This is a genomic window from Stenotrophomonas sp. 21LCFQ19 (genome assembly GCF_056861425.1).
Window position 1 is genome coordinate 144,317 of record NZ_JBSPUF010000001.1, and the last position, 11,606, is coordinate 155,922.

Below are 11,606 nucleotides of genomic sequence, written 5' to 3' on the forward strand. Positions count from 1 at the left end.
ATCATGGCCAGGGCTAAGCGGTTCGGCATCAAGAAACGCGAGAAAGGCATCAACGTCACCCCGTTCGTCGACGTGCTGCTGGTGGTGCTGGTGATCTTCATCCTCACCAGCAACGCCACCATTCCAGGCATCGAGGTCAACCTGCCGAAGGCCAGCTCCAGCATGGCGCTGGAGAAACCCAAGACCAAGGCGATCACGGTCGACAATGCCGGGCAGATCTTCCTGGACGCCTATCCGGTGAGCCTGGCCGAGCTGGAAGACCGCCTGCGCACCGAGAAGGCATTGAGCCCTGATTTCCCGGTGATCGTGCGTGGTGATGCGCAGGTGCAGTACGCACGCGTGGTCGAGGTGCTGGACCTGCTGCGCAAGATCGAGCTGACCCAGGTCGGCCTGGTCACCGGCAAAGTGCAGGGGTGAGGGCGTGACTTCCCTCCACTCCCACAGTGATGGCGCGGCACCGGCGTGGCGACGCTGGTGGCCGCTGCTGGCGGTGATCGGCGGCATTGGCGTGCTGGCGCTGCTGGTCTGGTTGTTGCTGTTCAAGAACACCGCCAGCACCCGTCGCCCGGTAGCCGATGTGCCAATGGTGATGCTGCCGCCCCCTCCGCCCCCTCCGCCGGAGCCCGAGCCGGAACCGCAGGACACGCCGGAAGAAGTGATGCCCGAACCGGAACCGCTGGATGAGGTGCCCAAGCCCACCGAGGAAGCGCCAACGCCTGATACCGCCGACCCGGTGACGATGGACGCCGACGCGCAGGCCGGCAGTGACAGCTTCGGCATCCAGTCCGGCAGCGGCGGTGGCCGCAGCGGTACCGGTGCCGGTGGCGCCGGCAATGCCAGCTACGGCCGCTATCTCGGCTATGTGCTGCAACAGGCCGTCGCCAGTGACGACAAGGTGCGGCGCCTGGCGTTCCAGCTGATGGTCAACGTGTGGCTGGACGAAAGCGGGCAGGTGACGCGCGTCGAGCTGGCCCGTGGCAGCGGCAACGGTGAGGCCGATGAGGCGGTGCTGCAGGCGATCCGCGCGATCGGCCGCATCGACGAGCGGCCGCCAGCATCGCTGAGCTTCCCTGCGCGGGTACTGGTGCAGGGGCGCCGACCGGCCGGATGAGCATCCCGATCTCTTTCTTTCCCGATTCTTCCTTTCTGCGAGCAAGCCGATGACCTGTTCTACCTTCCGTTCCGCGCTGCGCGGATTGCGCACGACCACCCTCGCCACCGGCGTCGCGCTGGTGCTTGCCAGCGGCGCTGCGCACGCCCAGGCCGGTAGCGGCGACAGCACCATGATCAAGTTGATCCGTGGCTTGATGGACAGCGGTGCGCTCAAGCCCGAGGTTGGCGCAGCCCTGTTGCTGGAAGCGCAGCGTGAAGCCGCACCGGCAGCTGCCACTGCCACGGCGGTGGCGGCGCAACCCGGGGATGTACGCGTTCCCTACATTCCGCAGAGCGTGCGCGATGAAATCCGCGAGGAGGTCAAGGCCAGCGTGATGGCCGAAGCCAGGGACGAGCGTTGGGCCGCACCTGACCAGGTGCCGGAGTGGACCCAGCGGCTGAAGGTGCAGGGCGATGTGCGCGTGCGCAACGAAAGCCGCCTGTATTCCCAGCGCAACAGCGACATCGAGGTGGACTGGGCGCGCATCAATGCCGGCAATGGCTATGACGTCAACGGCAATACCAACCTGGACCTGCCGCCGCTGCGCAACAGCCGCCAGGACCGCAACAACTCCTGGCGCATCCGTGCGCGTCTTGGCGTGGTAGCCGAACTGGGCGAGCACACCCGTGCCGGCGTGCGTCTGGCGACCGGCAACGACAACGGTCCGGTGTCCACCACCCAGACACTCGGTGGCGGCCTGGGCAAGAAGGATGTGTGGCTGGACCAGGCGTGGTTGTCATGGTCGCCGCTGGCAGGCCTGGACATCCAGGGCGGCCGCTTCGGCAATCCGTACTGGTCCACCGATACCCTGTTTTCCAACGACCTCAACTTCGACGGTATGGCGATCAAGTACGCACATCCCATCGGTGGTGACGGGCTTTCGCTGTTCGCAACGCTGGGTCTGACACCGTTGGAGTACTCCTCCGACAGCTTCCCCAGCACCAGCCAGAACAAGATGAAGAGCGAGAACAAGTGGCTCAATGGCCTGCAGGTTGGCGCGGACTGGCAGTTCGGGGATGCGCAGAAACTGCGTGCCGCAGTGGGCTACTACGACTTCCGCAATATCGCCGGTGAGTACTCCCAGCCCTGTGCGCTGTATGCAGGTGCCGACTACTGCAGCAGCGACTGGACGCGTCCGGCATTCATGCAGAAGGGCAATACGCTGATGCTGCTGCGTAACATCGCGGTCAATCCGCTGGACCCGGCCAATACGCCGATGCCGCAGTACGTGGGGCTGGCTTCGGAGTTCGAACTGCTCGACCTCAACCTGGCGTGGGAAACCCCGTTGTTCGACGGCATGGGGCTGCGCGTCGAGGGCCACGCCATCAAGAACCTTGCCTATGATCCCAAGGACATGTGGAAGCGCGCACAGGGTGGCATCGTCACCAACCTTGCTGCGCCGGTGAATGGCGTCGCGGGCCCGCAGGACATCCGCAGCGGTGACATGGCCTATATGGCGCAGGCAACGTTTGGCCAGCTGGCACTCAAGCAGGCCGGTGATTGGAACCTGGCCCTGGGCTACAAGCGGCTGGAGGCGGATTCACTGCCCGATGCCTACAACGACTCCAACTTCCATCTCGGCGGCACCAACGCCAAGGGCTACTACCTGGGCGGCTCCTACATGTTCGACAAGAACGTGTGGTTGACCGGGCGCTGGATGGCGGCCAAGGAAGTGACCGGCGCACCGCTGTCGATCGATGTCTTCCAGCTGGAAGTGAATGCCGGTTTCTGACCGGCACGCACGTGCCCCCAATGGGGAAGCAGCGCCTGCTTCCCCGACCCTACAACCGGATGACGCTGCAAAATGACGACCGATACCGTACTCAAGCAAGACACCTCCCCAGCTTCAGATGCTCCCTCAGTGCATGCCGAAAGTGATGCCGACAACACGCCTCCCGCCTGGCCGATGCTTTACCGCAACCCGGTGGTGCTGTCCTCGCAGGCACATGCTCACTGGCGATTGCGCGCTGGCGATGCCGCATTTGCCGCCGACAGCCATTCCGTGCCGCTGATGATCGGTGAGTTTGCCGCAGCCTCGCGCGCCTACCCGATGGTTTTCGCCGGTGCGGACCACCTGCCGGTGGCCGTGCTTGGCCTGGAAGCGGAGCAGAACCGCTTCGTCATTGCCGACCAGTGGCGGCCGGAAACCTATGTGCCGGCGTACCTGCGGCGCTATCCGTTCGTGTTTGCACGCACCAGCAATCCGGATGGCTATGTGCTTGCCATCGATGCAGATGCGGACATGCTGGTGCAGGAAGGCGAGGAAGGCCAGCCGCTGTTCGAAGGCGACCAGCCCGCGGCGATCACCCGCCAGGCCATGCAGTTCTGCGAAGCCTTCACCCGCGAAGATGCCGCCACCCGCGCGTTCAGTGCAGCGCTGGCGGATGCGGGCGTGCTGGTGCCGCGGCAGGCCGATGTGGCCCACGCCGATGGCCGCCGGCACAGCTTGCAGGGCTTCCATGTGGTCGATCCAGAGCGGTTTGCAGCCCTGCCGGACGCCACCGTGCTGCAGTGGCATCGCCAGGGCTGGCTGGCACCGGTGCACTTCCACCTGGCCTCGCTGGCGCGCTTCGCCGATCTGACCCAGGACTGATCCTGTTCACGCGTGGCGCCGGGCAGGTGCCGTCGCAGTTCTTGCCGATTGCAGGCGGCGGGGTTGACGGTGGTTGCCCGGTGACCACGCCCTAGGCGTGGACGCGCGATCTTAAGGGATGCCTGCGAGCGTCCTTGCATGCTTGCTGGCGGTGGGCCTGCCGTCGCGCCCGAGCATGATCTGCGCGTATCAGTTTGCTGCACCGGCGCAGGGTGTCGTCGCCTAGCCAAGGGGCACCTGCGGTAATACATGCAAACCTCAGCCTCGCGGGCGGGGTCATCCTCGGTTGCCAGCGGATTTGACCCGGCCGCTTGGCGGGTGCAAGCTCGGATACAGTGCTGCGCAACTCAGGAGTCCCGATCATGACTGCTGTCGGTTCGATGAGTACCCCGGGCGACAAGTCGCCGCCCTCGCATTTGTGGCGTGTGTTCTGGCTGCAGGGGGTGATCCCCAGCAACCTGTTATGGGCCGCCGCGCTATGGGCGCTGATGCAAGGCAAGACCAGCCTGCTGCTCGGCCTGTTCGCCGTATTGCTGCTCTACACCGGTTGGATCATCCCCACGGTGTGGCGGGCCGCGCCCAGCGCGCACAACCCCAACTATGGCTTGGCCGCACGCGGCCTCACCGTGGCGTGGGGGCTGAACACCGTGCTGGTGATCTTCTTCCTGTTGCTGCAGCTTGCGACCTGAGCGGGCTGCAGGCTGGCGACGCTGCGCGCTAGTAGAACTGCACCGGCGCGCCGTCGCGGTCAAACGCGGCGAAGCGGCTGATCTGGCCGTCGTTGACGGCATTGACCATCAAACGCAGTGGCTGCGCGGCTTCATCACTGGAGGGAGCAATGCCGGCGCGGCCATCCAGCGAGGCAACGAACACGAGGTCCCAAGGCAGGCCGGTCTTTGCGGACTCGGCGGCAAGTGCGGCAAACGAGGCGATTTCCTGCGGCGCCTTGTCCACGCACAGCACCGGGCTCAGGGTGCCGCCTTCGCCGTTGTCATGGCGCGCATGTTGATCGGCGGTTGGAGATTCAGGCAGGTCGGCTTTGACGAATACGAACAACAGGCGTTGTGGCTCGGTCTGCTCCAGCGAGGCACGCAGTAAATCGTCGAAATCACTCAGCATCATGATCGTTTTCACAAGGAGGAAGCCATTGAGTGGCCATGCTGCCACAGCCGGGCAAGGTCTGGCGGAGGTACGGATTGATTTAAGTCATGCCATCGTCGCAATGCCCCGCGTAGGCTGACAGCCTGTCAACGAAGGCGAGGGTATCCCGGCATGCCGGGCGAGCGTGCAAACGTGGAGTCAGAAGGTGAAACAGCCATGAGCCAACTCACCGACGGCTTCGGTCGCAGTTTTCCATACCTGCGTCTGTCGCTGACCGAGGCCTGCAACTTCCGTTGCAGCTATTGCCTGCCTGACGGTTACCAAGCCGATGGTCGCCCGCAGTTCATGGCGGTTGACGAGATCGAACGTCTGGTGCGCGCGTTTGCCGTGCTGGGCATGCACAAGATCCGCCTGACTGGCGGTGAGCCCAGCCTGCGCAAGGACCTGACCCAGATCATCGCCACGGTGGCAAAGGTGCCGGGCATCCGCAAGGTAGCCATCACCACCAATGGCTGCCTGTTGCCGCGGCATCTGCCGGGTTGGCACCGCGCCGGGCTTACCGCGCTCAATGTCAGCATGGACAGCCTGCAGCGCGAGCGCTTCCACGCGATCACCGGCCACGATCGCCTGCCCGAGATCATGGAAGGTCTGGCCATGGCGCAGGAACTGGGCCTGCAGTCGATCAAGCTCAATGCGGTGCTGCTGCGCGGCCTCAACGATGACGAGCTGCCGGCGTGGATGGAATTCCTGCGCGAGCGCCCCATCAGCGTGCGTTTCATCGAGCTGATGCGCACCGGCGACAACCGCGAGTACTACGAGCGCCATCACCTGCGTGCCGATGTGGTCATCGAACAGCTGCTGGCTGCCGGTTGGAGTGAGCGCAAGCGCGCTGCCGATGCCGGCCCGGCACGTGAGTTCAGCCATCCCGAGCATCGCGGCAGCGTTGGCATCATCGCCCCGTATTCAAAGGACTTCTGCAAAGGCTGCAACCGCCTGCGGGTCACCGCGCGCGGCGATCTGCGCCTGTGCCTGTTCGGTGACTTCGGCGTGGCGCTGCGCCCGCTGCTGCAGTCCGACGACGACCAGGACGCGCTGCTGGCGCGCATCACCACCCAGCTTGGGCTCAAGGCAGCCGGGCATGGATTGCATTTCGGCCAGACCGGGCTTACCCCGCACCTGGCCTCGATTGGAGGATGAAACACGCAATGAGTGGGCAGATAAGTGCGGCATTCCACATGGCCGATGTACGCGACAAACGCATCACCCGCCGCCGGGCGGTGGCGGTCGGTGAGCTGATCGCCGGGCCGATTGCCTACCCGTTGATCGTCGAGCGGCGCCTGCCCAAGGGCGACGCGCTGGTAATGGCCGAGATTGCCGGCCTGCAAGGGGCCAAAATGGCCTCGGCATTGATGCCGATGTGCCATCCGTTGCCGTTGGAGCTGGTGCGCGTCTATTGCGCGCCGGTGCCGGAACGGCTGGCGATCCGGGTCTGGTGCGAGTGCGCCAGCGAAGCGCGTACCGGCGTGGAGATGGAGGCCCTGGCCGGCGTCAATGCCGCGCTGCTGACCTTGTACGACCTGAGCAAGCCGGTCGAGCCGGCACTGGAAATCAGTGGTATCCGCCTGCTGTTCAAGGAAGGCGGCAAGAGTGGCGTGTGGACGCACCCGCAAGGCATGGATGCTGGCGAGCTTGAACGCTTCCGGCCGCGTCCGCCCAAGACTTTGGGCGCGGCGCGCTGTGCGGTGATCACCCTAAGTGACCGCGCCAGCCGTGGCGACTACATTGACGAATCCGGACCAGTGCTGGTCAAGGGCTTGCAGGCCTTGGGCGGTGAGGTGGCCAGCAATGAAATATTGGCCGACGGCATCGAACCGCTGGTCGCGCACCTGCGCGCGCTGGCTGCCGATGGTGTGCGCCTCTGCCTGTGCACTGGCGGCACTGGCCTGAGCCCGCGTGATCTGACGCCCGAGGCCTTGCAGGCATTGGGTGGGCGCCCGGTACCCGGACTGGCACAGATGCTACGCGGGCTCAGTGCCCAGCACACACCGATGGCCTGGTTGAGCCGCGCTGAAGTGGTGCAACTGGACGATCTGCTGGTCATCGCCCTGCCAGGCAGCCCACGTGCCGCCGCGCAATGCATGAACATCCTCACCCCCGTCCTTGGCCATGCCTTGGCGATGATGGATGGGGGCTCGCACGCATGATCAGTTATGCGCAGGCGCTGCAGCAGTTGCTGGCGGCCGCACCGGCAGCGAGCAGCGAGCAGGTGACCATCGATACTGCCGCCGACCGGATACTGGCTGCACCGGTAAACAGCGCGCAGGACCTGCCGCCGTTCGACAACGCTGCGATGGATGGCTTTGCGCTGTGCGCGAACGGGCAACCGGTGCAAGCGGGCACCGTGCTGCAGGTGCAGGGTTGGCAGGCCGCAGGCGATACCGCTGCTGCAGACGGCGATTCCACGCAGGCCTGGGAAATCATGACCGGCGCACGCATGCCGTCCGGTCTGGACAGCGTGGTGCCGATTGAACAGGTCGAGGTGCTGGATGCCGTGGATGGGCGTCCCACCCGCGTGCGCCTGCAGGCAACGGTAAAGCCCGGTCAGCACGTTCGCCTGCGCGGTCAGGACGTGGAACTGGGCGAAACCGTGCTGGCTGCGGGAGCGCTGCTGGACGTCAATGCGATGACCTTGCTGCATGCACTCGGCGTTGCCAACGTGCAGGTACAGCACCAGCCGCAGGTTGCGGTGATCAGTACCGGCAAGGAGCTGATCAGCGATGCGACCGCGGAACTACAGTCTGGACAGATACGCGACAGCAATCGCCCGTTCCTGGTCAGCCGGCTGCGTGCTGCGGGTGCTGATGTGGTCTGGAACGGCGTGGTCAGTGATGACGTTGCCGCCTTTGATGCCGCGCTGGATGCGGCCTTGGCCGCGGGTGCACGTGTGGTATTGAGCACCGGCGCGGTGTCGCAGGGGCGCTACGATTTCATTCCCGATGCGCTGCGCGCGCGTGGCGCCGAGATCATCTTCCACAAAGTCGCGATTCGCCCGGGCAAGCCGCTGCTGTTCGCGCGCCTTGCCGACGGCGCCTTGTACTTCGGCCTGCCGGGAAACCCGATTTCCGCTGCGGTAGGTCTGCGCTTCTTCGTCGAGCCGGTGCTACGAAAGATGCTGGGTCTGGCCGAAGAGACCGTTCTGCAGCTGCCATTGCAGGCCGACGTGCGCAAGCCGCCGGGCCTGCGCTTCCATGCGCGCGCACGCGTGCATGCCGATGCCAGCGGGCAGCTGCGTGTGAGTGTGCTGGCCGGGCAGGAATCGTTCCGCCTCAAGACCATGCTGCGCGCCAATGCGTGGGTGGTGCTGGAGGGTGACGACGATCTGGCCACGGCCGGCAGTCTGGTACGTGTACAGGGCTGGGGCCACCGTGAGCCGGTGCAGCTCAGCCCGCAGGAGATGTCATGAAAGAGATAGTGGTGCAGCTGTTTGGTGCATTTTCGGAGCTGGACCCGCAGCGCGAGATCCGCGTGCCGGTCGAAGGCGGGCAGGTCATCGACCTGCGCAGGGCGTTGCGCGTGCTGCTGCAACAGCGTTTTCCGCAGTTCCGGGCTGGTCTGGTCGATTACTCGGCATTTGCCGATGAACAACGCGTATTGCGCGACAACGATGTGCTGCCCGGCGATGGCCGCGTTGCCATCCTGCCACCGGTAAGTGGAGGCTGAGATGAGCTTCGAGAGCGTATGGAAAGTGGTGGACCGTGCCGATGCGGCGATTGATCCAGCGGAAGGTATCGCCGCCGTGTCCGATCCGGGCTTCGGTGGCATCGATGTCTTCATCGGCAAGGTGCGTGATCTGAACCAGGGCAGGCCGGTGTTGGGTATCACCTATGACTTGTTCGAGCCGCTGGTCTTGAACGAGTTCCAGCGGCAGATTGACGAAATCAGCGCCGACTTCGGCCCCCGCATCAAGCTCTATGTGGCGCATGCCAAGGGTCGGCTGGCGGTGGGCGACGTCGCCGTGGTCGTCGCTGCGGGCAGTCCGCACCGTGACGAAGCCTTCCGCGCCTGCCGGCAGTTGATCGAAGGGGTGAAGCACCGCTCGCCGATCTGGAAGCAGGAGCATTACCAGAATGGCGACAGCGAGTGGAGTGAGGGCTGCAGCCTGTGCCAACCCGACACCGAGCACGCGCATATCGATGGGCATGTCCACGACCACTCGCATTGAACCAGCGCCGGTCGCCGGCATCGTGCTGGCCGGCGGGCTGTCCAGCCGCATGGGCCAGGACAAGGCACTGTTGCTGTGGCGCGGACGGACCTTGCTTGAACACAGCTGCGCCCTGCTCAGTGCAGTCGGTGCCCAGCCTGTGAAGGTGAGTGGCGACTATCCGGGCTTCGATTCGGTGCCCGATGCGGTGCCACGTTGTGGCCCGCTGGGTGGCCTCCACAGCGTGGTGGAAACCCTGGCCGATGGACCGGCTTGGGTGGTACCGGTGGATATGCCGCTGCTGGATGTGACATTGCTGCGACAGCTGCGCGAGGCAGGCACGGCGTCTTGTGTGACGTATTCAGAAGAACCGATACCGATGTACTTGAACATCGACGGCACATGCCGCAGTCTGCTGTTTGAAATGGTCACGGGTACAGACGGGCCACGCTCGCTACGGATGTTCCAACGCCGCCTCGGTGGTCTGGAACTGCCATTGCCAGCCGGTGCCGCCGCCCGCCTTGTGAACTGCAATACCCCCCGCCAATGGGAGGAAGTTGCGTCATGAAAGTCCAGATCCAGTCGCAGTCGCTACGGCTGCGGATTGATGAAAGCGAGCTGGCACGCCTGCTCGCTGGCGAGGTGCTGGAGAACCAGACCTGGCTTGGCACGCCCGGAGCCCTGTCGCAGCGCTTGCAGCTGCACGACACGGTGGAGGTGCTGCTGGATGGCGATAGCAACGCATTGACGATCAGGCTGCCGCGTGAAGACGTGCTGGCGCTGCAGGCACGTTTACCGTGCCGTGACGGTTTGAGCTTCGTGCTGCCAACGCAGGCACGGCCGCTACAGCTCCAGTTCGATGTGGATGTGCGTGACAGCGTGCGCCAACGCGGCGTGCAACGCCGCAATTCGTCCGATGCCGTAAGCATCAGTTGATATTTGTCAGGTAGGTGGCGCGAGAGCGCCGTTGTATTGATCAAGATCAAGACTGCCCCAGGGGGCGCCGGGCCTAATGACGCCGTGGCGACTGGGCAAGCAACCGCACAGCAAGCCAGCGCCGTACCACACAGCCTTGGAGCGATGCATGAGTGCCAGTCGCGATGTCGTAAAGCAGAGCAATGCCGGACCCGGTCGCGTCATCAGCGATTGGAGGCCCGAGGATTCCGATTACTGGGAACGCACCGGCAAGAAGGTCGCCACCCGCAACCTGGTGATATCGATTCCGGCGCTGTTGCTGGCGTTCTCGGTGTGGGTGCTGTTCTCGGCAGTGACCATCAGCCTGCCCAAGATCGGTTTCGCCTTCACCACTGACCAGCTGTTCTGGCTGGTGGCCCTGCCCAGCCTGTCCGGCGCAACGTTGCGCATCTTCTACTCCTTCGTCATCCCGATCTTCGGCGGCCGCCGCTGGACCGCGCTGTCGACTGCATCCTTGTTGCTGCCGACCTTGTGGCTGGGCTTCGCGGTGCAGAACCCGGCCACGCCGTACTGGGTATTCGTGATGATCGCCATCCTGTGTGGTTTCGGCGGCGCGAACTTCTCCTCGTCGATGTCCAACATCTCCTTCTTCTATCCCAAGCAGCGCCAGGGCATGGCGCTGGGTTTGAATGCAGGGCTGGGCAATGTCGGCGTATCGGTATCGCAGGCGGTGGTGCCTCTGGTGATCAGCGTTGGCGTGTTTGGCGCCATGGGCGGCGCACCGCAGGCAGTGGCCGACGGCGGCGCCCCCTTGTTCGTGCAGAACGCCGGTTTCATCTGGGTACCGTTCATCGCCTTCTTCGCGATCGCTGCCTGGTTCGGCATGAATGACCTGACCAGCGCCCGCTCCTCGTTTTCCGAGCAGGCGGTGATCTTCCGCCGCAAGCACAACTGGCTGATGTGCTGGTTGTACATCGGCACCTTCGGTTCCTACATCGGCTTCTCCGCCGGCTTCCCGATGCTGGTCAAGAGCCAGTTCCCGGATGTGAATCCACTCGCCTATGCCTTCATCGGCCCGCTGCTGGGCGCACTGATGCGCTCGGTGGGCGGTAGCATGGCCGACCGCTGGGGTGGCGCACGCCTGACCTTCTGGGTGTTCGCGCTGATGATAGCCGCAGTGTTCGGCGTGCTGCACTTCCTGCCCAGCAATGGCCAGGGCGGCAACTTCTACGGTTTCCTGCTCTCGTTCATGGCCTTGTTCGTGCTCAGCGGCATCGGCAACGGCACCACCTTCCGGATGATCCCGGTGATCTTCCGCACGCTGCACGAGCGCCTGTCAGCCAATGAAGGCGCCGAAGGCAAGAAGGCCGCTGCCCATCAGGCCAGCATCGAGTCCGCCGCCGTTGTCGGCTTCTCCGGCGCAATCGGTGCCTATGGCGGCTTCTTCATCCCCAAGAGCTACGGCTCCTCCATCACCTTGACCGGCAGCCCGGATATGGCGCTGTACGGCTTCATTGCGTTCTACATCACCTGCCTGGCGGTTACCTGGTGGTGGTACTACCGGCGCGGGGCTGAAACCCCCTGCTGAGAAAGCAATGCACCGCAGCCAGATGCAACACACAGCCACGATGCAGCAGTTTGCG

At 64.6% G+C, this 11,606-nt stretch carries 14 protein-coding genes; 13 read left to right on the forward strand and 1 reads right to left on the reverse strand.

The genetic code is table 11. From position 1 onward, the window contains the following. Positions 1-3 precede the first annotated feature (3 nt). From AC13FW_RS00650 to AC13FW_RS00670, 5 genes are all read left to right on the forward strand, one after another. Entirely contained in the window at positions 4-417 is a 414-nt protein-coding gene (locus AC13FW_RS00650; RefSeq protein ID WP_296248885.1) for an ExbD/TolR family protein, read from the forward strand. Positions 418-421: 4 nt separating this feature from the next. After that, complete coding sequence (locus AC13FW_RS00655) at positions 422-1,111, forward strand: energy transducer TonB family protein (protein WP_482987841.1); 690 nt, start codon at positions 422-424, stop codon at positions 1,109-1,111. A gap of 49 nt (positions 1,112-1,160) precedes the next feature. Then, complete coding sequence (locus tag AC13FW_RS00660; protein WP_482987842.1) at positions 1,161-2,885, forward strand: putative porin; 1,725 nt, start codon at positions 1,161-1,163, stop codon at positions 2,883-2,885. Between the two features lie 129 nt (positions 2,886-3,014). After that, positions 3,015-3,746, forward strand: a complete 732-nt coding sequence (locus AC13FW_RS00665; protein ID WP_482987843.1) for a SapC family protein — start codon at positions 3,015-3,017, stop codon at positions 3,744-3,746. 362 nt (positions 3,747-4,108) lie between these two features. After that, the gene (locus AC13FW_RS00670; RefSeq protein WP_296248894.1) at positions 4,109-4,435 is read left to right on the forward strand and encodes a hypothetical protein; all 327 of its coding nucleotides are present in this window, start codon (positions 4,109-4,111) and stop codon (positions 4,433-4,435) included. Between the two features lie 28 nt (positions 4,436-4,463). Here the strand turns inward: AC13FW_RS00670 and AC13FW_RS00675 are convergent, their stop codons facing one another. After that, positions 4,464-4,868, reverse strand: coding sequence for a ribonucleotide reductase subunit alpha (locus AC13FW_RS00675; protein ID WP_482987844.1), 405 nt, complete (start codon positions 4,866-4,868; stop codon positions 4,464-4,466). A gap of 195 nt (positions 4,869-5,063) precedes the next feature. On the opposite strand from AC13FW_RS00675, the gene moaA reads away from it, so the two are divergent. The 8 genes from moaA (at position 5,064) to AC13FW_RS00715 (ending at position 11,551) form a co-directional block, all read left to right on the forward strand. After that, the gene (gene moaA, locus AC13FW_RS00680; protein WP_482987845.1) at positions 5,064-6,044 is read left to right on the forward strand and encodes a GTP 3',8-cyclase MoaA; all 981 of its coding nucleotides are present in this window, start codon (positions 5,064-5,066) and stop codon (positions 6,042-6,044) included. Between the two features lie 8 nt (positions 6,045-6,052). Beyond that, the gene (gene moaCB, locus AC13FW_RS00685) at positions 6,053-7,051 is read left to right on the forward strand and encodes a bifunctional molybdenum cofactor biosynthesis protein MoaC/MoaB (protein ID WP_482987846.1); all 999 of its coding nucleotides are present in this window, start codon (positions 6,053-6,055) and stop codon (positions 7,049-7,051) included. Next, on the forward strand, positions 7,048-8,310 hold the full coding sequence (locus AC13FW_RS00690; RefSeq protein WP_482987847.1) for a molybdopterin molybdotransferase MoeA: 1,263 nt from the start codon (positions 7,048-7,050) through the stop codon (positions 8,308-8,310). The genes moaCB and AC13FW_RS00690 overlap by 4 nt, the downstream gene beginning before the upstream one ends. Further along, on the forward strand, positions 8,307-8,567 hold the full coding sequence (locus AC13FW_RS00695) for a MoaD/ThiS family protein (protein WP_482987848.1): 261 nt from the start codon (positions 8,307-8,309) through the stop codon (positions 8,565-8,567). Before AC13FW_RS00690 ends, AC13FW_RS00695 begins: the two co-directional genes overlap by 4 nt. 1 nt (position 8,568) lies before the next feature. Next, on the forward strand, positions 8,569-9,069 hold the full coding sequence (locus tag AC13FW_RS00700) for a molybdenum cofactor biosynthesis protein MoaE (RefSeq protein WP_482987849.1): 501 nt from the start codon (positions 8,569-8,571) through the stop codon (positions 9,067-9,069). Then, positions 9,041-9,616 carry a molybdenum cofactor guanylyltransferase gene (gene mobA / locus AC13FW_RS00705; protein ID WP_482987850.1) on the forward strand — a complete coding sequence of 192 codons (576 nt, stop codon included), beginning with the start codon at positions 9,041-9,043 and terminating at the stop codon, positions 9,614-9,616. Before AC13FW_RS00700 ends, mobA begins: the two co-directional genes overlap by 29 nt. Further along, positions 9,613-9,984, forward strand: a complete 372-nt coding sequence (locus tag AC13FW_RS00710; protein WP_482987851.1) for a DUF7009 family protein — start codon at positions 9,613-9,615, stop codon at positions 9,982-9,984. Before mobA ends, AC13FW_RS00710 begins: the two co-directional genes overlap by 4 nt. Before the next feature lie 148 nt (positions 9,985-10,132). Beyond that, positions 10,133-11,551 carry a NarK family nitrate/nitrite MFS transporter gene (locus AC13FW_RS00715; protein ID WP_482987852.1) on the forward strand — a complete coding sequence of 473 codons (1,419 nt, stop codon included), beginning with the start codon at positions 10,133-10,135 and terminating at the stop codon, positions 11,549-11,551. The last annotated feature ends 55 nt before the right edge of the window (positions 11,552-11,606 follow it).

What these genes read in the sequence shown, in the direction of transcription:
- AC13FW_RS00650 (WP_296248885.1), top strand. Translation starts at nt 4, where the DNA reads ATGGCCAGGGCTAAGCGGTTCGGCATCAAGAAACGCGAGAAAGGCATC.
- AC13FW_RS00660 (WP_482987842.1), top strand. Translation starts at nt 1,161, where the DNA reads ATGACCTGTTCTACCTTCCGTTCCGCGCTGCGCGGATTGCGCACGACC.
- AC13FW_RS00670 (WP_296248894.1), top strand. Translation starts at nt 4,109, where the DNA reads ATGACTGCTGTCGGTTCGATGAGTACCCCGGGCGACAAGTCGCCGCCC.
- AC13FW_RS00675 (WP_482987844.1), bottom strand. Translation starts at nt 4,868, where the DNA reads ATGATGCTGAGTGATTTCGACGATTTACTGCGTGCCTCGCTGGAGCAG.
- moaA (WP_482987845.1), top strand. Translation starts at nt 5,064, where the DNA reads ATGAGCCAACTCACCGACGGCTTCGGTCGCAGTTTTCCATACCTGCGT.
- moaCB (WP_482987846.1), top strand. Translation starts at nt 6,053, where the DNA reads ATGAGTGGGCAGATAAGTGCGGCATTCCACATGGCCGATGTACGCGAC.
- AC13FW_RS00690 (WP_482987847.1), top strand. Translation starts at nt 7,048, where the DNA reads ATGATCAGTTATGCGCAGGCGCTGCAGCAGTTGCTGGCGGCCGCACCG.
- AC13FW_RS00695 (WP_482987848.1), top strand. Translation starts at nt 8,307, where the DNA reads ATGAAAGAGATAGTGGTGCAGCTGTTTGGTGCATTTTCGGAGCTGGAC.
- AC13FW_RS00700 (WP_482987849.1), top strand. Translation starts at nt 8,569, where the DNA reads ATGAGCTTCGAGAGCGTATGGAAAGTGGTGGACCGTGCCGATGCGGCG.
- mobA (WP_482987850.1), top strand. Translation starts at nt 9,041, where the DNA reads ATGGGCATGTCCACGACCACTCGCATTGAACCAGCGCCGGTCGCCGGC.
- AC13FW_RS00710 (WP_482987851.1), top strand. Translation starts at nt 9,613, where the DNA reads ATGAAAGTCCAGATCCAGTCGCAGTCGCTACGGCTGCGGATTGATGAA.
- AC13FW_RS00715 (WP_482987852.1), top strand. Translation starts at nt 10,133, where the DNA reads ATGAGTGCCAGTCGCGATGTCGTAAAGCAGAGCAATGCCGGACCCGGT.